The 20,010-nt window shown below is 69.8% G+C and carries 16 protein-coding genes; 8 read left to right on the forward strand and 8 right to left on the reverse strand.

The features are described 5' to 3' along the window. Positions 1-118 precede the first annotated feature (118 nt). Entirely contained in the window at positions 119-1,345 is a 1,227-nt protein-coding gene (ftsW, locus tag P5G52_RS02535; RefSeq protein WP_301224413.1) for a putative lipid II flippase FtsW, read from the forward strand. Between the two features lie 69 nt (positions 1,346-1,414). On the opposite strand, the gene P5G52_RS02540 is transcribed toward ftsW, so the two are convergent. Then, positions 1,415-2,554: an aminotransferase gene (locus tag P5G52_RS02540; protein WP_301224414.1), complete on the reverse strand. Its 1,140-nt coding sequence runs from the start codon at positions 2,552-2,554 to the stop codon at positions 1,415-1,417. A gap of 77 nt (positions 2,555-2,631) precedes the next feature. Then, the gene (locus P5G52_RS02545) at positions 2,632-3,114 is read right to left on the reverse strand and encodes a PGPGW domain-containing protein (protein WP_301224416.1); all 483 of its coding nucleotides are present in this window, start codon (positions 3,112-3,114) and stop codon (positions 2,632-2,634) included. 160 nt (positions 3,115-3,274) lie between these two features. Between P5G52_RS02545 and P5G52_RS02550 the strand changes: the two genes are divergently transcribed. The 3 genes from P5G52_RS02550 to P5G52_RS02560 are packed head-to-tail and all read left to right on the forward strand — an operon-like array spanning position 3,275 to position 5,685. Next, positions 3,275-4,255, forward strand: coding sequence for a ring-cleaving dioxygenase (locus P5G52_RS02550; RefSeq protein WP_301224418.1), 981 nt, complete (start codon positions 3,275-3,277; stop codon positions 4,253-4,255). Position 4,256: 1 nt separating this feature from the next. After that, entirely contained in the window at positions 4,257-4,895 is a 639-nt protein-coding gene (locus P5G52_RS02555) for an alpha/beta hydrolase (protein ID WP_301224420.1), read from the forward strand. Beyond that, positions 4,888-5,685, forward strand: coding sequence for an isocitrate lyase/PEP mutase family protein (locus P5G52_RS02560; RefSeq protein ID WP_301224422.1), 798 nt, complete (start codon positions 4,888-4,890; stop codon positions 5,683-5,685). The genes P5G52_RS02555 and P5G52_RS02560 overlap by 8 nt, the downstream gene beginning before the upstream one ends. Before the next feature lie 31 nt (positions 5,686-5,716). On the opposite strand, the gene P5G52_RS02565 is transcribed toward P5G52_RS02560, so the two are convergent. After that, positions 5,717-6,445: an alpha/beta hydrolase family protein gene (locus P5G52_RS02565; RefSeq protein WP_301228608.1), complete on the reverse strand. Its 729-nt coding sequence runs from the start codon at positions 6,443-6,445 to the stop codon at positions 5,717-5,719. Between the two features lie 265 nt (positions 6,446-6,710). On the opposite strand from P5G52_RS02565, the gene P5G52_RS02570 reads away from it, so the two are divergent. Next, a complete protein-coding gene (locus P5G52_RS02570; RefSeq protein ID WP_301224424.1) occupies positions 6,711-7,820 on the forward strand; it encodes a GTP pyrophosphokinase in 1,110 nt (369 codons plus the stop codon). Positions 7,821-7,964: 144 nt separating this feature from the next. Beyond that, positions 7,965-9,335 carry a Na+/H+ antiporter NhaA gene (gene nhaA, locus P5G52_RS02575; protein WP_301224426.1) on the forward strand — a complete coding sequence of 457 codons (1,371 nt, stop codon included), beginning with the start codon at positions 7,965-7,967 and terminating at the stop codon, positions 9,333-9,335. Positions 9,336-9,430: 95 nt separating this feature from the next. Here nhaA and P5G52_RS02580 read toward each other — a convergent pair whose 3' ends face one another. The 3 genes from P5G52_RS02580 to P5G52_RS02590 are packed head-to-tail and all read right to left on the reverse strand — an operon-like array spanning position 9,431 to position 13,595. Continuing rightward, complete coding sequence (locus P5G52_RS02580; RefSeq protein WP_301224428.1) at positions 9,431-10,948, reverse strand: carboxyl transferase domain-containing protein; 1,518 nt, start codon at positions 10,946-10,948, stop codon at positions 9,431-9,433. Continuing rightward, the gene (locus tag P5G52_RS02585) at positions 10,945-12,183 is read right to left on the reverse strand and encodes a CaiB/BaiF CoA transferase family protein (protein ID WP_301224430.1); all 1,239 of its coding nucleotides are present in this window, start codon (positions 12,181-12,183) and stop codon (positions 10,945-10,947) included. Before P5G52_RS02585 ends, P5G52_RS02580 begins: the two co-directional genes overlap by 4 nt. Positions 12,184-12,230: 47 nt before the next feature. Continuing rightward, a complete protein-coding gene (locus P5G52_RS02590) occupies positions 12,231-13,595 on the reverse strand; it encodes an SLC13 family permease (RefSeq protein WP_301224432.1) in 1,365 nt (454 codons plus the stop codon). A gap of 145 nt (positions 13,596-13,740) precedes the next feature. Between P5G52_RS02590 and P5G52_RS02595 the strand changes: the two genes are divergently transcribed. Continuing rightward, complete coding sequence (locus P5G52_RS02595) at positions 13,741-14,442, forward strand: FadR/GntR family transcriptional regulator (protein ID WP_301224434.1); 702 nt, start codon at positions 13,741-13,743, stop codon at positions 14,440-14,442. Positions 14,443-14,529: 87 nt separating this feature from the next. Further along, positions 14,530-14,913 carry an MmcQ/YjbR family DNA-binding protein gene (locus P5G52_RS02600; RefSeq protein WP_301224436.1) on the forward strand — a complete coding sequence of 128 codons (384 nt, stop codon included), beginning with the start codon at positions 14,530-14,532 and terminating at the stop codon, positions 14,911-14,913. A 31-nt stretch (positions 14,914-14,944) separates the two neighbouring features. Here the strand turns inward: P5G52_RS02600 and P5G52_RS02605 are convergent, their stop codons facing one another. Both P5G52_RS02605 and P5G52_RS02610 read right to left on the reverse strand, forming a co-directional pair. Further along, the gene (locus P5G52_RS02605; RefSeq protein ID WP_301224438.1) at positions 14,945-17,329 is read right to left on the reverse strand and encodes a phosphoketolase family protein; all 2,385 of its coding nucleotides are present in this window, start codon (positions 17,327-17,329) and stop codon (positions 14,945-14,947) included. Positions 17,330-17,362: 33 nt separating this feature from the next. Continuing rightward, on the reverse strand, positions 17,363-19,945 hold the full coding sequence (locus tag P5G52_RS02610) for an ATP-dependent DNA ligase (protein ID WP_301224440.1): 2,583 nt from the start codon (positions 19,943-19,945) through the stop codon (positions 17,363-17,365). Positions 19,946-20,010 lie beyond the last annotated feature (65 nt).

A 20,010-nucleotide genomic window follows, 5' to 3' on the forward strand; every position in this document is an offset into this window, starting at 1 on the left:
GAGGTCGCTGGGAGTGTCCGAGCGCCTCCCCCGCCGCGGGCGGTTCCTGGGGGACACTTGGATCTCCCCCTCCTCCCGGACCCGCACGCCTCGTGCGGGTCGAGTCTCCAGGACGCGCATGCCCTCTCTGACTGCTCCACGCCCGGTCTCCCGCCCGGCCTCCGCCCGTAACCCGCTGTCCCGCGGGGTCCGGCTCTGGCGTGCCCTCACTACGCAGGGTCCCTCCTCGAACCGCAATGCACGCAACCTGCTGATCACCACGACCTTCGCGCTGGTGGCCATCGGCCTCCTGATGGTGCTGTCCGCGTCCTCGGTCGAACTCGTCGCTGCCGGGAAGTCGCCCTTCGACACCTTCTACAAGCAGCTCATGTGGATGGGTATCGGCAGCGCCGCGCTCGTCGTCTGCGCGTTCATCCCGCTACGTACGTACCGGAGGCTGGCCTGGCTGATCCTGCTGGGTTCCCTCGTGTTCTCCCTGCTGGTGTTCACCCCACTCGGCGTGGAGGTGCAGGGCAACAGGAACTGGATCGGCATCGGGTCCCTCACCGCCCAGCCGTCCGAGTTCCTCAAACTCAGCATCATCCTCTGGGGCGGCGCGGTCCTCACCCGGAAGGCGAAGCTGCTGGGCAACTGGAAGCACCTGTTCGTCCCGGTCGCGCCGGGTGCCATGGTCGCCATCGGCCTCGTCGTCGCGGGCAAGGACCTGGGCACCGCCATGGTCCTGGCCCTCATCGCCGTCTCCCTGTTCTTCTTCGCCGGCGCCAGTCCGAAGCTGTTCCTCGGGGGCCTCGCCGTCGGCGTCGTCGGCACCACCCTCGCCGTCGTGTCGAGCCCGAACCGCATGCTGCGGATCTCGGCCTGGCTCGATCCGGCGGCCGAGGGCACGGCCGAAGGACTGGGCTACCAGAGCGCCCAGGCCCTCTACGGGCTCGCCGGCGGCGGGGTCTTCGGCGTCGGGGTGGGCCAGAGCCGGCAGAAGGTCAACTGGATCCCGGAGGCGCACAACGACTTCGTGTTCGCGATCCTGGGAGAGGAGCTCGGACTGGTGGGCGCGCTGCTCGTGATCGTGCTCTTCGCCGTCCTGGCGTTCTCGATCTACCGGATCTCCACGCTGTCCAAGGATCTCTACGTCACGTACGTGTGCGGCGGCATCCTCGTGTGGATCATCGGGCAGGCCATCCTGAACATCGCCGTCGTCACCGGCATGATCCCCGTCATCGGCGTCCCCCTGCCCTTCATCTCGTACGGCGGGTCCTCCATGGTGGCCGTGCTCGCCGCCGTGGGGGTCCTGATCTCCTGCTCGCGGGCCACCGATCAGGACCATCCGGCAGACGCGCCGGCCTGACCGGCAGTCGCGACAACCAGTTCCTGGCCGTCAGTCCCGGGCATCAGTCCCGGGCGTCAGTCCCGGCCGTCAGTCCCGGCCGGTGCTGCCGCCCAACCGGTCGAGGTACTGGCCCAGGAGGGCGAGCCCGCTCCGCAGGGTGTCGGTGTCATCGGCGTAGCCGATCCGTGCGGTGCCCTCGATGCCGAACGCCGCACCGGGAGTGAGCAGGACCCCCGTGTCCTTCAGCAGGCCCTCGCAGAACGCGTAGGACGGCACGTCGGAGGCGAAGCGCAGCAGGGCCGTCGTACCGGAGGCGGGGCGGACGTAGCCGACGTCCGCGCGTGAGGCGACCCACGCGTCCAGCACGCCGAGGTTCCTTCTCGTGATGGTGCGTGCCCGTTCCAGGATCTGCTCCTTGGACTCGAGCGCGACGCTCGCCAGGAGGTCGTCGACCTGCGAGACGCTGATGGTGTCGTAGTCGCGGTGGATGCCCACGCCGAGCAGGACGTCCTCGGGGGCGACGATCCAGCCGAGCCGCAGCCCGGCGAGGGAGAAGGGCTTGGACATGCTGCCGACCGCGATCCCCTTCTCATACAGGTCCGCGATGGACGGGGTGGAGCCGTCTCCCTCCTGGTCCGTCCCCCGGTACACCTCGTCGGCCAGGATCCACGCACCGGCCGAACGGGCGATGTCCACGACGCGCTGCAGCGTGTCCGCGTCGAGCAGCGCCCCGGTGGGGTTGTTCGGATTGGTCAGGGCGATGAGCTTCGTGCCCGGGGTGGCCAGGCGCTCGAGTTCCGCCAGGTCCAGCTGCCACCCGTGCTCCTCGCGGAGCGTCGTGGTGACGACGTCCGCGCCCAGGCTCTCCGGGATGGACTGGTGCTGCTGGTACGTGGGCAGGACCGACACCACCCTGTCCCCCGGGTCGACCAGTGCACGGTGGACCAGGGAGTTCGCTCCGATGGCCCCATGGGTCACGACGACGTTGTCCGCACTCTGGTGCTCGTAGAGCCCGGCGATCAGGCTCCTGAGGCGGGCGGTGCCCTCGATGGCGCCGTAGGTCAGCCGGAGGCCGGTGAGTTCCGCGAGGACTTCCTCACGCCGGCCTGAGAACGCCAGGACCTCGTCGACGGACAGCGAGCGCACGCAGGTCTCCGCCAGGTTGTAGGCGCAGTGCGTCTCGTGGGCGTTCATCCACAGCTCGACGCCGAATTCCTCGATGCGCATCAGCAGGTCCTCTCAGGGCAGGGTAGGGACGTCGGGAAGTGGGACGTCGGGAACAGGCACGGCAGGCGGGCACGACCCTAGTCGGAGTCCGTCCCGACCACGGGGGACTTCGCAGGCAGGGGATGCCCCCGGAACCGCCGGACGCTGTACGCGATGAGGGCGAGGGCGATGACCGAGGACCCGATGAGGCTGACGCCCGTTCCCGCGCCGCCGAAGAGCCACCACCTGTCCTCGAGGAACCACCAGGACGGCACTGCGGGCTGCAGGATCCACGCCACGCCGAGGCCCATGATGACCAGGGCACTGAAGCAGCTGACGGCGATCCGCGGGATCGTCTTCACCCCGAGCGCGGCGGCGTGGAAGGCATTCGCCTTCAGCGGCGCCAGGTACCGGCGAGCCCAGTGGTACTGCTGCGACAGGACGGCGAGCCCTGCGGCGAGCATCAGGAGCCCCGGGCCGGGCAGCACGAGGGCGGCGATTCCGAGCACCACGAGGGTCCACCCGATCACCTCGATGCCGGTGCGGCGAATCCACCCCCGGACCCGCTCTCTCGCTGCCATGCTCACAGGATGACACAGGAAGCTGGGCACGTACGAAGCGCAGCAGGCTGGGTACTGCGCCCGGGACCGCTGCGGGGACGAGAGGGAACAAATACCGATATACATGCGTTTGCATGGACATACCGGCCCAGGTGGACCGGACCCATCCGAGGAGGACAGCGTGACTGCACGAACCGAAGGTCTCCACCACGTCACCGCGATCGCCGGTGACCCCCAGAGGAACATCGACTTCTACATCAAGGGACTGGGCCTGCGCCTCGTCAAGAAGACCGTGAACTTCGACGACCCCGGCACCTACCACCTGTACTACGGGGACGAGTCGGGCCGCCCCGGCTCGCTGCTGACCTTCTTCCCCTGGCAGGGCATCCGCAGGGGGCGCGTGGGCAGTGGCCAGTCCACCACCACGGCCTTCTCCGTGCCCCAGGGCACCCTCGGGTGGTGGCAGGAGCACTTCAAGGCCCTCGGCGTGGAGTCCAGCATCTCCCGTGCCTCCTCCGAGGAGGAGCGCCTCTCGCTCCGCGACCCCGACGGACTGCAGATCGACCTCGTCGCGTCCTCCATCTCGGATCCCCGCAACCCGTGGGACTCCGCCTCCGTCCCCGCCCAGTACGCCGTCCGCGGCCAGCACTCCTCCGTGCTGACCGTCCAGGATCCCACCCGGACCCTCGAGACCCTCACCCGTGACCTCGGCATGACGGTCCTCGCCGAGAAGGACGGCCGCTACCGCCTGAGCACGCACGCCGGCGAGCCCGGGACCGTCGTCGACGTCGTCACGGACTCCCGCGGCGAGCGCGGCCTCGTGGCCGGTGGCACAGTGCACCACATCGCCTTCCGCGTCCCCGACCAGGCGACCCAGGAAGTGTGGCGCCAGGAACTGGCCGAGCGCGGGTACGGTGTCACGGCGATCCTCGACCGCCAGTACTTCACCTCCATCTACTTCCGCGAGCCCGGTGGAACGCTCCTGGAGATCGCTACGGACACCCCGGGCTTCGACATCGACGAGCCGCTGCTGGAACTGGGCCGCTCCCTGAAGCTGCCACCGTGGCTCGAGCCGAACCGCGAGGCCATCGCGCACTCGGTCGCCAGGATCGACCTGCCCGGCGAGAACAACCCCGCCCTCCAGGCGTTCTTCAGGAGCTGACATGACCACCACGCACGAGTGGCCACACCTGTTCGACGCGGGAGCACCAGGCACCCCGGTGCTGCTGCTCCTCCACGGCACGGGCGGCTCCGAGCACGACCTCCTGCCGCTCGTCGGCCGCCTCGCCCCGGGCGCCGGCTACCTCGCACCCCGCGGGCCGGTGCAGGAACACGGCATGAACCGCTGGTTCCGCCGCTTCGGTGAGGGCGTGTTCGACGTCGACGACGTCGTCCGCCGGGCGGGCGAGCTCGCCGGGTTCGTCGACTGGGCACGCGGGCACTACGGCATCGCCGACCGTCCGCTCGTCGCCGTCGGCTTCTCCAACGGTGCGAACATCGCGCTCGCCGCCGCCCTGCTCCACCCCGGAGCCGTGGCGAACGCCGTCGCCTTCTCCGGTATGTACCCGCTGGAGGGGCGGACGATCGAGGCCGACCTGTCCGGCACGGCCGTCGCCCTGTTCAATGGGAGATCCGATGCCATGGCTCCGATCGACAGTGTGGTCCGCGTCGGTTCGATCCTCGAGAGCCGTGGCGCCGAAGTAACCCGGAACGTCCGCGAGGGCGGTCACGGAATCCACCCCGGCGAGATCGACGGCGCAGCCGCCTGGATCGCCTCTACCCGGAAGGTTCGAAATGACTGACATTTCTCCAGGATCCAGCGATCTCGGCGCGAAAGCGGCGACCCTCGCGAGCCTCCACGCAGCTCCCGAGATCCTCCAGCTCGTCAACGTGTGGGACGTCATCAGCGCGAAGACCGTCGCCGACATCCCCGGCACGAAGGCCCTCGCCACCGCGAGCCACTCGATCGCCGCGTCGCTCGGCTACGAGGACGGCGAGAACATCCCCGTGGAGGAGATGATCGCCGCCGTGGGGCGCATCGCCGCAGCGACGGCCCTCCCCGTCTCCGCCGACCTCGAATCCGGTTACGGCGATCCCGAGGACACCGTCCGCCGGGCGATCGGCGTGGGCATCGTCGGAGCGAACATCGAGGACCAGATGCGACCACTGGCCGACGCCGCGGCCCAGATGGAATCAGCGCTCAGGGCCGGCGGGTCCGAGGGCATCGACTTCGTGCTCAACGCCCGCACGGACGCCTTCGTGAAGGCCGGCGACCGTGATCCCGCGGACGTCCTGGCCGACGCCGTCGAGCGCGGCAAGACCTACCTGGCCGTCGGTGCCACGAGTGTCTTCGTTCCCGGCCTGCTCGACGAGCACGCTGTGACCACCCTCGTGGAGGCCTTCGGTCCGCAGCGCCTCAGCGTCATCAATGTTCCCGGCAGCCTTCCACCGTCCCGACTGCAGGAGCTCGGCGTCGCCCGCATCTCCTACGGACCGTGGACCCAGCGCGTCGCCCTGACCGCGCTGGCCGACTCCGCGCGTGAATTGCTCGCCGGCGGCGCACTGCCCGAGGGAACACTCCCCCTCAACTAGGAGTCGCGGTGCAGCGGACCCCGGTCAGCCCCTACGGGCGGCCGGGGTCCGCTGTGTCGGCGGCCGCCCCCAGGAGCGCCACGACGGTGTCCCACGCCGCGGAACCGGGGGCGATGACGGCGAAGTGGTCGCCGGGGACGAGGGAGAGCTCCGCCGTCCCGCCCGCCGCGGTCGCCGCCCGGACATAGCCCTCCGACTGGCTGACGGGCACCGTGGTGTCCTCCGTCCCGTGCACCGCGTAGACGGGAACATCGAGCGGGACGGCCGTCATCGGATCCGCGAGCGCGTACCGTTCGGCGTCCCCGGGCACACCCAGCAGGTTCTCGACGGCGCCGTCGCTCAGGCCCAGGTCGCGTGCCTCGCGGAGGTTCAGCAGACCGGCCTGGCTGATGACGGCCGTCAGCGGGACGCCCGGCATTCCGGCTCCCGGCACACCGGGCGGCAGCCCGGCCCGCCCTGCGGCCCAGACGGCCAGGTGGCCGCCCGCGGAATGTCCCAGGGCCGTCGTCGTGTCGAGCCCGAACCCGTGGTCCCGGGCCGCGACGGCGAGGTGGTCGATGCCCGCGGCGACGTCGTCGAAGGTCGCGGGCCAGCCACCACCGTTCCCGGCGCGCCGGTACTCCAGGTTCCAGCAGGCGTAGCCGCGCCCCACGAGGTCCCGCGCGAGCGGCTCGCCGAGCTCCGCGCCGTAGGTGGACCGCCAGTAGCCGCCGTGGATGATGACGACGACGCCGCGCACCGGGCCGTCGGCACCCGGCAGGTAGAGGTCGGCGAACTGGCTCGGATCCTCGCCGTAGCTGTAGCGCTGGGCCGGAACGGGGGGAGTCCCGGCGGTGCCGGAGGCGGCTCCAGCGCCGGAGGGTGCCCGCGCGCCGGGGACACGGCAGGCAGCCAGGACAGCCGTGCCGACGGCGATCGCCAGCGCGAGGACGGCGCGCCGGCCGGGGTATCCACGGTTCACAGGGGAAGCGTAACGGTCACCCGGGTTGGCTACGATGAAGTCTCTCCTTGGAAAGGCACGGCACATGGGAACGTGGGACGATCTCGACGAGCGGTTGAGGCCTGCGGTCGAGGCGCATACGAGGGAGTACGAGCGCGTGCGGCCGGCCCTCGACCGCGTGACCACGGCCATGCGCGACAGCATCTCGGCGATCTTCGACGGGACCGACCTCAAACCCCTCTTCGTCACGGCCCGCACCAAGACGGTCGAGTCGTTCCGCGACAAGGCCTCGCGTACCCTGCCCTCCCCGGAGGCGGGCGCGCCGCCCGTGCTCGTCTTTCCCGATCCGATGCGTAACCTCACCGACCTGGTGGGGGTCCGCATCATCACTACGCTCCCGCACGAGGTGGACCTCGCGGCGGACCTGCTCAAGCGCCAGCGCAACGAGTTCGACTGCCGCGGCGACCGCGAGAAGGACATCGGGTCCATCGAGTCGGGCACGTACGGCTACTCCAGCCGCCACCTGATCATTCGCACCATCCACAACGACGTCGTCCGTGCGTTCCAGCAGGCCGTCGACCCCGACACCAAGGCCGCTGGGAGCTACCTCTTCGAGGTGCAGGTGCGGACGGTGCTGGCCCACGCCTGGTCGGAGATCGAGCACGACATCCGGTTCAAGGCGTCCAACCCGAAGGCCTGGAGCCCCTACTTCGACCGGCAGTTCACCGGGACGGCGGCCATGCTCGAGACCGTGGAATCGGCCTTCGCCGAGCTGCACGAGCGGTACGAGACCGTCACGGGGTTCTGGGACGAGGAGGGCGAAGGCAGTGCCCCCCTGACCCCGAATCGCATCCGGGACATCTGGCAGACGCTCCTGCCGCACGTCGACCGGAAGTCGGACGACAACTGGGGGTGGGCAGCAGAACTCCTCGCGGCCCACGGCCTGAGGACGACCCTCGAACTGGTGTCCCTCCTGCAGGCGGACACCATCACCACCGTCCGCAAGGCACTGGACCACCGGTACTCCCCGGGCCCGGATCGGCTCCTCGACGACATGCTGCTCTGGCACTACGGCGAACGGCACATCGACCTCACCGCCGAGCCGCGGGACGCCGAGGGCACCCCGCGGAGGGACAGCCTCCAGCGCCGGTACCGGCAGATGGAGATCTACCGGGCCCAGCACCCCGGCACCTAGCGGGACGTACCGCGGAAGGCCCGGCCGTGGCGGAGGAAGAGCCCGACGAGCCGGACGGGCACGACGGGTAGAGTGGGACGAGGTGAGCCGGGAAGTCTGGTCGGCATGTTCTCTCGTCGACCCCGATTCCAGCAGGAGCCTCCCATGGCCGAAGAAACACCCGACCACTCCCCCACACCCGCCGCCGCGCCTACCCCCGCACCCAGATCCGGAATTCTGGGCCGTGGCACCTATTCCGAGGTCCTGCGGATCGGCGAGATCCTCCGCAAGGAGACCGTCGGCGGGATCCTGCTCGTCGTCGCCGCAGCAATCGCGTTGGTCTGGGCTAATTCCCCTGCCGCGGACAGCTACTTCGCGTTGCGGGACTTCCGTGTCGGGTACGAGCCGTGGCATCTGGAACTCAGCCTCGGCGCGTGGGCGGCGGACGGGCTCCTGGCTGTCTTCTTCTTCCTCGTCGGCCTGGAACTCAAACGCGAATTCGTCGCCGGGGACCTGCGCAACTTCACCCAGGCCGTCGTACCGGTAGCCGCGGCCTTCGGTGGCGTCGCCGTACCGGCCCTCCTCTACACGGGAATCAACCTTGCCAGCCCGGAGACCCTGCAGGGCTGGGCGACACCGACGGCCACGGACATCGCCTTCGCTGTCGCCGTCCTCGCGATCGTGGGATCCCACCTGCCCAGCGCGCTGCGGATCTTCCTGCTCACCCTGGCGGTGGTCGACGACCTGCTGGCGATCACCATCATCGCTGTCTTCTACTCGGACGATCTGCACCTCGCCCCGCTGCTGCTGGCGCTGATCCCGCTGGGCTTGTTCACGGTCCTCGCCCAGAAGTACCGGCGCTTCTTCGGACTCAAACCCGCCGCCGCCTGGTTCATCCTGCTCCCGATCGGCTTCACGGTCTGGGCGCTCGTGCACGCCGGAGGCATCCATGCCACGGTCGCAGGGGTCCTGCTCGGCTTCGCCGTTCCGGTCATCCGCAGCCAGGCGAGCGGAGGACCGGATGCGGGGCCGGGACTGTCCGAGATCTTCGAACACCGCTTCCGACCCCTCTCGGCCGGCTTCGCGGTCCCCGTGTTCGCGTTCTTCTCCGCCGGCGTCGCCGTCGGCGGGTGGAACGGATTCCTCTCAGCACTCTCCGACCCGGTGACACTGGGCATCATCGCCGGCCTCGTCGCCGGCAAACCCATCGGCATCGTGGGCACCACCTGGCTGCTCACCAAACTCACCCGCGTCAATCTCGATGCATCGCTGAAGTGGGTGGACCTGATCGGGGTCGCCCTGCTGGCAGGCATCGGCTTCACGGTGTCCCTGCTCATCGCCGACCTGAGCTTCGGTGACGGGGGGACGACGAACGATCATGCCAAAGTAGGGATCCTCACCGCGTCCCTGACCGCGGCCCTCCTGTCCTCGATCATCCTGCGCAGCCGCAACAGGCACTACCGGACCATCGAAGCCGAAGAAAGCATCGACACCGACGACGACGGCACCCCCGACGTCTACCAGCACCGATCCTGACGGGACCTTGTCCGCCTGCGAGAGCGGCGGCCGCCCGGTACCTCAGGAGACGAGCCGCCTAGCTGTACTGCCCGGTACCTCAGGAGACGAGCGGCTTAGCCGTCCTGCCCCGTGCCCGCCCGGTACTTGCCCGCGCGCCGCACCAGGCGGTCCGCCGCGGGAAGCCCCTGGACGCGAGCCAGTTCGTATTCGATGGCGACGGCCATCCGCTCGCAGAAGGCCCGCCCCTCCTCCGCGGCGTCCGGCCGCTCGTCGACCACGTGGTCGACGACACCCCGCCCGACGAGGGCCGCGACCTTGACGCCCTGGGACTCGGCCATCTCGGCGGCCCGGTCCACCGTCCGGTGCACGATCGCGCTCGCACCCTCGGGGGGCAGCGGCGAGAGCCACGCGTGCTCGGCGGCGATGGTGCTGTCGGCCGGCAGCAACGCGAGGGCCCCGCCGCCCGCACCCTGTCCGAGGAGCACGGAGACGGACGGCGACGCGAGCCCGATGAGGTCGTGCAGGGAACGGGCGATCTCCCCGGCCAGCCCACCCTCCTCCGCTTCCTTCGACAGGTCCGCTCCGGCGGTGTCGATGACCGTGAGCAGCGGCAGGCCGAGCTCCTCGGCGAGCTTCATGCCACGGCGCGCTTCCCGGAGCGATGCCGGCCCCATGACGGAATCGCCCGACTGGCGCGGCCGCTGGTGGCCGAGCACGATGCACGGCTGCTCGCCGAAGCGCGCCAGGGCGAGCAGCAGCCCCGGGTCCTTCTCCCCCTGGCCCGTGCCGTTGAGCGGCAGCACGTCCCGTGCGCCGTAGGCGAGCAAGCGCCGGAGGTCCGGGCGCCTGCGGTTGCGTGAGACGAGGATCGACGTCCAGGCATCGGCGGTGCCGGGCCGCACCAACGCTGTCGACGGCACCGGAGGTGTTCCCGACGGCTCGGCGACCAGGACCGTCAGGGCCCTGTCGATGATCCCCGCCAGGTGCTCCGGCGGCACGACGGCGTCGATCAGGCCCTTGTCGAACAGGTTCTCGGCGGTCTGGACGCCGGTCGGGAACGGCCTGCCGTACAGCGCCTCGTAGACGCGGGGACCCAGGAACCCGAGCAGCGCCGCGGGCTCGGCGACGGTCACGTGGCCCAGGGAGCCCCACGACGCCATGACCCCGCCCGTGGTGGGGTGCCGCAGGTAGACCAGGTAGGGCAGGCCGGCCTGCCGGTGGGCCCGCACCGCCCCGGTGATGTCGACCATCGACAGGAACGCGGGTGTCCCCTCCTGCATGCGCGTACCGCCGGATGCCGGTCCGGCCAGGAGGGGCAGGCGCTCCCGGGTGGCCCGGTGGATCGCCGCGGTGATCCGGCCGGCAGCCGCACTGCCGATCGATCCGGCGAGGAACGTGAATTCCGAGACGATCACGGCGACGCGTCGGCCGTGGATGAGGCCCTCGCCCGTCAGGACGGACTCGTCCACCCCGCTCTTCTCCCGGGCCCGCTGCAGTTCCTCCTGGTAGGACGGCGATGCGGAGGTGGGGATCGGGATCGGGCTGTCCCAGGAGCTGAACGATCCGGCGTCGAGCACGGCGTCGATCAGTTCCCGGGCCGTCAGGTGCCGCACCCGGGCCTCCGCGCTCACGCGCCGGCACCCCCTGCGGGTTCGGCGAGCCACGCGCGGATCGCGTCGCCGTCGCCGTCGAGCAGGGGCGGCGCCGTGTGGCTGGTGAGCGTGGTCTCGCCGGAACCGTCGAAGAAGCGCAGCGGCGGTCCGGGTAGCGCGATGTCCCCGAGGACCGGGTGCTGGACGGTGAGCAGCAGGCCCTGCGAGTGGACCTGCTCCCACGCGTACACCTCGTCGAGGGTCCGGACCTTGCCCGCGGGGATGCCGGCCTCGTTGAGCTTCGCGAGCAGGGGCTCCGCCTCGTAGGCCGAGAACGCGTCCTCGACGACACCGATCAGCAGGTCCCGGTTCCGCACCCGGTCCGCGTTCGTGGCGAACTCGGGCCGATCCGCGGCTATCCCGAAGGCCGAGGTGAAGGTGGCCCACAGCTTCTCGCTGCCCACGCTGATCTGGACCTTGCCGCCCCGGCAGTTGAACAGGCCGTACGGGGCGATCGAGGGGTGGTGGTTGCCCTGGGCCTGCGGCACCTCGCCGGCGACCGTGGTCCGCGTGCCCTGGAAGGCGTGGACGCCGATGATGGCTGCGAGCAGGGACGTGCGGACCACCTGTCCCCTGCCCGTCCGCTCCCGTTCGAGCAGGGCGGCGACCGCACCGTAGGCCCCGTACATGCCGGACAGCAGGTCGGCGATCGGGACGCCGACGCGCTGGGGGTTGTCCGGATCCGGGCCGGTGACGGACATGAGGCCCGCCTCGCCCTGCACGATCTGGTCGTAGCCGCTGCGCCTGGCCTCGGGTCCATCATGGCCGAAGCCGGTGATCGAGAGGATGACGAGCCCGGGATTGAGTTCGAGCATCGCGTCGGTGGAGAAGCCGAGCCGGTCGAGGACTCCGGTCCGGAAGTTCTCGACGACCACGTCGGCGCGCCGCAGCAGTTCCGTGAGGACGGCCCTGCCGTCGTCGCTCTTGAGGTCCAGGGCGATCGACTCCTTGTTCCTGTTGCAGGACAGGAAGTAGGTGGCCTGGCGGTCGTCCTCGGGACCGACGAAGGGCGGGCCCCACCCGCGGGTGTCGTCACCGGTGCCCGGCGTCTCGACCTTGATCACGCGGGCACCGAGGTCGCCGAGCATCATGCCGGCGTGCGGTCCGGCGAGGGCCCGGCTGAGGTCGACGACGAGGCGGCCGGCCAGCGGACCCCCGCGCGTCGCGGCGTCGGTGGTCTGCGCGGTGGTCTGCGCGGTGGTCTCGGCGCTCATGCGTCCTCCGGTGTTCATGTCGGGATCTGTCTGGTTGGTCGGGAGGGTCAGAGCCAGCCGGGCACCACGAGGACTAGCCAGGCGATGACGGGGCCGGCAGCGACGACGATGGCGCCGTAGCCGAGGATCTGCCGGTAGAAGCGGTCCTTGTCCGTGCCCTCGGGGGCGTTGGCCAGGACGAGTGCGCCGTTGGTGGAGAAGGGCGAGACGTCCACGATCGTCGACGAGACCGCGAGGGCGCACACCACGCCGACGGCGCCCACGGCACCGGTCTCGAGGAACGGGATGGCCAGCGGGATCAGGGCCGCGAGGATCGCGGTGGATGAGGCGAAGGCGGAGACGACCGCACCGATGTAGCAGATGAGCAGCGCTGCGAGCAGGGGCATGCCGAGGCCGGCGACGCCGTTGGAGACGTACTCGATGGTGCCGGCAGCCTGAAGGACACCGACGAAGGTCAGCATGCCGCAGATGAGGAGCACCGTGGACCAGGCGATCTTGTTGACGGCACCGCTCTGGGCCTTCGGCGAGATCAGCGCGAGGATCACGGCGACGGTGATGGCGACGAATCCGACGTCGACCTTGAATCCGAGGGCGATCACTGCAAGCGCGATCAGGCCGAGGATGGTGGCTGTCTGCGAGATGCGGTCCTCACGGGACCTCACGGCGTCGACGCCGTCGCCGGCCGGATCGCGCGGTCCGTAGGTTCCGCTGCCGGTCCCCTTGTAGGCGACATCGGCCTTGCGGGCTCCGGGGCTGACGCTCATGCGGGCCTCGGCCGCCTCCTCGACGAAGTGGGAGATGCGCGAGGACAGGAGCGTGCGTCCGCCCAGGACGACGAAGAGCACGACGGCGATCAGCAGGTTGAAGATGAAGCTCGACAGGAAGACGGCGAGGGGGCTCGATTCGAAGCCGGACTCCCCGACGATGTCGTTGACGATCACGCCGTACACGGCGATGGGCGAGAAACCGCCGGCCTGCGCACCGTGGACCACCATCATGCCCATGAGCAGCGGGGAGATCTTGTGGCGTGCCGCGAAGCCGAGCGCGACGGGTGCCATGATGGCCACGGCTGCGGGGCCGAGCGCGCCGACGGCGGTGATGACGGCGGTGATCAGGAACATGACCCACGGGATGAGGGCCACGCGGTTGCGGACCAGCTTCACCGCGCCCCGGACCAGCAGGTCGATGGTGCCGTTGTTCTGCGCGATGGCGAACAGGTAGGTCACGCCGACGAGGGTGAGGAACAGTCCGCCGGGGAACTCGGCGATGATGTCGTCGGTCTCCATCCCGAGGAAGACGGCGCCGAGCAGGAAGGCCCCCACGAAGGCGAGGGCGCCCATGTTGATGGGCAGCAGGGTGGCTATCAGGAACATCGCCGCAAGGATGATGATCGAGAGGAGTGGAGCGGACATCGTTATCCTCCAACGGGCTACGGAAAAGTGCGCGGTGACCTGTGACATGAGTTACAGGACCACTGGCCTAGCCTGTAGGAGACTGGGTGTTCCTGTCAACCATTCACCGGTAGCATGAGCGCACACCTATTTGGGGAGAGCCAGGATGACCGACGCCGCTGATCCGCAACCCTTGGGACGCCTCGCGCGCCCGCGCCTGTACGAACAGCTCGTCGAGCAGCTGCTGGGCTACATCGAGTCGGCCCGGCTGCGCCCAGGGGATCTCCTCCCGGCGGAACGCGACCTCGCCGAGCGCCTCGGGGTCTCCCGGGCCACCCTCGCGCAGGCGCTCGTCGCCCTCGAGGTCCTCGGCGTCATCGACGTCCAGCACGGCACCGGTGCGGTCCTGCGCCATCGCGCGAGCGTGGCCAGCGTCATCAAGGGACTGCGTGAGCACCGGAGCCGCCTCCCGGACATCGTCGAGGCTCGCAGCACGCTCGAGGTCAAGCTCGCGGCGCTGGCCGCCGAGCGGCGCACGGAGGAGGACCTCGCCGTGATCGCCACCGCGCTCGAGGTGATGACGTCCGAGATCGACGACGGCGACCGCGGCGCCCACGGCGACGAGCTGTTCCACCAGGCCGTGACCGCAGCCGCCCACTCGCCCGTGATGGCGCAGCTCATGGCGTTCATCGGCGAGATGATCCTGGAGACCCGCCTCGAGTCGCTGGCCCAACCCGGCAGGCCGGAGCAGTCCCTCGAATCGCACCGTGCCATCGCGCAGGCCATCCAGGCGCAGGATGCCGCCGCAGCAGCGGAAGCGATGCAGCGCCACATCGAGCTCGTCTCGGACGTCGCACTGCTCAAGTAGGGAACTCGCACCCGCGGGGAGCCCGGTAGCCCCGGACCGGACCGGTGGTGCATACCCTGGAGGCTCCAGCACTGGTGAAGGGGGATGATGAACGGCAGGAAGCTGCAGGAATGCGCCGCGGCGCGTGCACGGGAGCTGCCCGGATCGGAACTGACCCATCCGTTCGGCGAGGACTGGGACGTGTACAAGGTGCACGGGAAGGTCTTCCTGCTGCAGACCGCCACCAGGGGCGAACCGATCGTGGTCCTCAAAGCCTCACCCTCGGATGCGCGGATTCTCCGCGAGGCCAATGACGACATCACGCCGGGCTATCACATGAACAAGCGGCACTGGATCACCCTGCACCCGGACGGGGCACTCGATGCCGATTTCGTCGAGGACCTCGTCACGGAGTCCTACCTCCAGGTCGTCGAGAACCTCCCGAAGAAGCAGCGGCCCGTCGACCCGGACACGTTCGGGCAGCGCCCCTGACCCTCGGGTCGTCCGTCGGGGAACGCCGGCGTCACGGAGCGTCATCGGGCGAGGACTCGTCGAGGGTCCAGCCGGTGATCGACTCGAGGTCCTTCCCCGCGTCGCGTGTGTACTGCCAGGCCCGCTGCCGCTGGTCCTGCAGGTCCTGCCGCAGCCGCGCCTCGGTCGCGCCGAGGGTGGGCACGCGGTCGATCACGTCCATGGCGAGCTGGAAGCGGTCGATCTGGTTCAGCATCGCCATGTCGAACGGCGTGGTCGTGGTGCCCTCCTCCTTGTAGCCGCGCACGTGGAGGTTCGCGTGGTTGGTCCTGCGGTATGTCAGCCGGTGGATGAGCCACGGATAGCCGTGGTAGGCGAACACCACGGGCCTGGTGGCGGTGAACAGCGTGTCGAAATCCCGGGCGGACAGGCCGTGCGGGTGCTCCGTCACATCCTGCAGGCGCATGAGGTCCACGACGTTCACCACGCGGATCTTCAGCCCGGGGATGCCGGCCTTCAGCAGGCCCGCCGCTGCCACGGCCTCGAGCGTCGGGACATCGCCGGCACAGCCGAGGACGACGTCGGGCTCCGTCCCGGGCTCTTCGGATCCCGCGAACCCGAAGATGCCGATGCCGCGCTTCACGTGCAGGTGCGCCTCCTCCGGCCCCAGCCAGGTGGGCGTGGGCTGCTTGCCGGTCACGATCACGTTGACGGTGTCCCGGCCCTGCAGGCAGTGTTCGGTCACCGCGAGCATCGTGTTGGCATCCGGCGGCAGGTAGACCCGGACGACGTCCGCCTTCTTGTTGACCACGTGGTCGATGAACCCGGGGTCCTGGTGGGAGAACCCGTTGTGGTCCTGCTGCCAGACATGGCTCGACAGCAGATAGTTGAACGAGGCGATTGGCCGGCGCCAGGACAGGGTGCGGTGCACCTTCAACCACTTCGCGAACTGGTTGAACATCGAGTCGACGATGTGCACGAACGCCTCGTAGCAGTTGAAGACGCCGTGGCGGCCGGTCAGCAGGTACCCCTCGAGCCAGCCCTGGCAGAGGTGTTCGCTGAGGACCTCCATCACGCGCCCCGACCGCGCGAGGTGCTCGTCGACGTCCTCCATGCGCGGCTCCCATACCTTGTCCGTCACCTCGTAGACGGCGGACAGCCGGTTCGACGCCGTCTCGTCGGGACCGAACAGGCGGAAGTTGGAGGGATTGCGCTCGATGACGTCGCGCAGGTACCCGCCCACCGTGGCCATCGGACTCACATTCTCCGCCCCGGGACGCGACACCTCGACGGCATGGTCCGCGTAGGACGGCAGCACGAGGTCGCGGAGGAGCCAGCCGCCGTTGGCGTACGGCGTCGCGCTCATGCGGAGGTCGCCGTCGGGGGCGAGGACCGCGATCTCGGGCCGCAGCTCGCCCGTGGCGGTGAACAGCGACGCCGGGTCGTAGGACCGCATCCACTCCTCGAGCTGGTGCAGGTGCTCCTCGTTGCTGTCGACCCCGGAGAGCGGCACCTGGTGGGCGCGCCAGGTCCCCTCGACGGGCTTGCCGTCCACTTCGGCCGGGCCGGTCCAGCCCTTCGGCGAGCGCAGCACGATCATCGGCCATCGCGCGGCAGCAGCGTCCGCGCCGGCCGGTGAGGTGCGGGCCTTCTCCTGGATGGCGTGGATGTCGTCGATGCACGCGTCGAGGACGGCGGCGAAGTCCCTGTGTGCAGCGTCCGTCGCCGCGGGATCCGAGACGGTGACGAAGTGCGGGTCGTACCCGTAGCCGTACATCAGCTGCCGCAGCTGCTCCTCCGGCATCCGGGCGAGCACCGTGGGGTTCGCGATCTTGTAGCCGTTGAGATGCAGGATCGGCAGCACGGCACCGTCCACGGCCGGGTCGACGAAACTGGTGGAGTGCCAGCTGGTGGCCAGCGGTCCGGTCTCCGCCTCGCCGTCACCCACCACCGCCGCGGCGATCAGGGACGGGTTGTCGAAGACGGCGCCGTAGGCGTGGGCGAGGGTGTATCCCAGTTCGCCGCCCTCGTGGATGGACCCGGGCGATTCCGGCGCTGCATGCGAAGGGATGCCGCCTGGGTAGCTGAACTGACGGAACAGCGCGTTGAGCCCCGCCGCATCCTTGCCGATGGAGCTGTAGACCTCCGAGTACGTGCCCTCCAGCCAGGCGTTGGCCACGTTGGCGGGTCCGCCGTGACCGGGACCGGTGACGAACAGCATGTCCTGCTTCCGCTCGGAGATGACGCGGTTCAGATGGGCGTAGACGAAGTTGAGGCCGGGTGTGGTCCCCCAGTGGCCCAGGAGGCGCGCCTTCACATCCTCACGCACCAGGGGCCGCGTCAGGAGGGCGTTGTCCTTCAGGTAGATCTGGCCCACCGAGAGATAGTTGGCGGCACGCCACCACGCGTCGAGCCGCTGGACGTCGAGATCGGTCATCTATTCCTCCTGGGTAATACGAACGGCCGGACGTCAGAATTCGACGACGACGTCCGAGGGCGTCTTGTCAGGTCGCCACCCCCGCCACACGGGGTGCCGGAGGCGCCCGGAGCCCGTGTGCTCGCTGTACTGGACCTCTCCCACCAGGGCGGGCCGGACCCAGTGGGCATCGGACGCGTCGGCTCCCGGGACGTCGTCGAGCGGCGCCGTCTTGCGTGCCAGCTTCTTGAGCCGGGCACCCACCTCGGCGAGGTCCCGCTCCGTGAGGCCGGATCCGACGCGTCCCACGTAGCGCAGGTCGACGCCGTCCGGAACGGCGACGAGGAGCGAGCCGACCTTCGCCGCACGGTTGCCCTTGCCCGGCCGCCACCCCACCACGACGACCTCCTGCGTGTGCAGGTGCTTGATCTTCACCCACGACGCCGACCGCGTCCCGGGCTGGTAGTCGCTCGAGAGCCGCTTGGCCATGATGCCTTCGAGACCCAGTTGCCTGCTCGCCTCCACGGCCTCCTCGAGCGTCGCGTCGAGGGCCGGGGGCACCTGGACGTGGCCGTCCTCCGCCTCGTCGACCGCCTTCTCGAGGAGTTCCCGCCGCTGGCAGTACTCCAGGCCGGTGAGGTCGTTGCCGTCGAGTTCCAGCAGGTCGAAGAGCATGAGGCGCACGGGCGTCTTCTGCCGGACCGCGTCGATCTCAGCCCGGTGCGTCAGCTTCATGCGTGTCTGGAGGAGGCTGAAGTCGGGGCGGCCCTTCGCGTTGAGGGCCACGATCTCGCCGTCGAGCACGGCGCTGTCGGCGCTGAGGAACTCACCGAGGTCGCCGAGCTCCGGGTAGGTGCGCGTGGTGTCGATGCCGTTGCGGCTGACCAGGGTGACGACGCCGTCCCGGACGACGGCGATGCAGCGTACGCCGTCCCACTTCATCTCGTACGCCCACTCGTCCGGGGTGGGGATGGCCTGCTCGGACCCGAGCGTGGCGAGCATGGGGCGGACGATGTCGGCCCCGGCAGGGCGGGCGCGCTCGTCCGCCGGGCCCGGCGAAGAGGTCGGCGGGGAGGTCGGGGCAGCGGGAACATCGCCGCCGTTCCGGGAGCCGCCGTTCCCGGAGGCACCGTTCCCGGAGGCACCGTCCTCGGGGGCCGGCGCGGACCCTGCAGGATCGACGTCGCGGCCATGCCCGGTGTCCGCTTCGGCGGGCTGGTCCTTCATGAGGTGGATCAGCCAGTTGCTCTTGCCGTTCGGTCCGCCCCCGGTATTGATGAGCGCGTACCGGCGGATCGCGGTCCCGCCGCGGGCCAGGCCGCCGTCGGGCCTCCCGTGGAGCGTGCAGATGACTTCCTTGCCGTCCCGCCACTTCTCCAGCTCATAGGTGCCGGAATCCCAGAGATAAACCTCACCGGCCCCATATTCCCCCTTGGGAATAGTTCCGGCAAAGGATCCGTAGTCGAGCGGATGGTCTTCCGTCTGGACCGCGAGGTGGTTCCTGCTCGGCGTCAGCGGCGGGCCCTTCGGGATGGCCCACGAGACGAGGACGCCGTCGCGCTCGAGCCGGAAATCGTAGTGCAGCCGCCGGGCGTGGTGCTCCTGGATGACGAAGCTGTTGCCGCCCGGCGGGCCCACGGTCTCGGGAACAGGCTCCGGCGTGCGGGACGCATCCCGCATGGCCCGGTATGTGGACAGCCGGTCCGGCGCGTCCCGTGCCGCATCGGTGACAGTGGCGGGCGGCGTCGCGGGAGCAAGGATGTCCCCCAGGGACTCGATGCGCCGCATCATCTCCCGGTAGTCGAGGTGCCCGAGGTCGGCGTCGTCGAGCTCCTCCCACGTGCGCGGCGCCGCGACCGTCGGCTCGAAGCGCCCGCGGAGGGAGTACGGGCTCACGGTCGTCTTGTTGACGTGGTTCTGGCTCCAGTCGACCAGTACCCTGCCCGAGCGTAGCGCCTTCTTCATGTCGCTGACTGCCAGGTCGGGATGGTCGGCCTCGAGGGCGCGTGCCAGTTCGTGGGCGACGGCGGAGACCTGCTCCGAGGTCTGCCGGCCGTCGAGCGCGCAGTAGAGGTGGATGCCCTTCGACCCGCTGGTGACGGGGAACGGTTCGAGCCCCATGCCCTGCAGGATGGGCCGGGCGAGCCGGGCCACCTCGGCGCATTCCGCGAGCGCGGCGCCCTTGCCGGGGTCGAGGTCCAGCACGAGGCGGTCAGGATTCTCCTTCGCACCGTCGGCGTCGAAGCGCCACTGCGGCACGTGGATCTCGATCGCGGCGATCTGCCCGAGCCAGGTGAGCGTCGCCAGGTCGTTGACCAGGGGGTAGACGTTCACGTGGTCCTTGTGCTGGATCGCGTTCCGTGGCACCCAGTCCGGCGCGTTGTCGTCGATGTTCTTCTGGAAGAACATCTCGCCGGGTGCCTCCGGCGTGCCGACGCCATGGACCCAGCGTTTACGCGTGACCGGACGATGTGCCGCGTGCCGGATCAGGTGCGGGGCCACTGCCGCGTAGTAGGCGAGGACGTCCGCCTTGGTGGTCCCCGTCGCCGGATAGAGCACCTTGTCCAGGTTTGACAGCCGTAAAGTGCGCCCCTCCACGGTTACGGTCTGCTGCCGTGAGCTGCGGGGAGGGGCCATGTCCCCCAGTCTTGACCGGATGGCGGCGGTATTCCAGTACCAATCAGCCGGCGGACCGCACGGCC

This window comes from Arthrobacter burdickii (assembly GCF_030433645.1).
GTDB lineage: Bacteria > Actinomycetota > Actinomycetes > Actinomycetales > Micrococcaceae > Arthrobacter_D > Arthrobacter_D burdickii.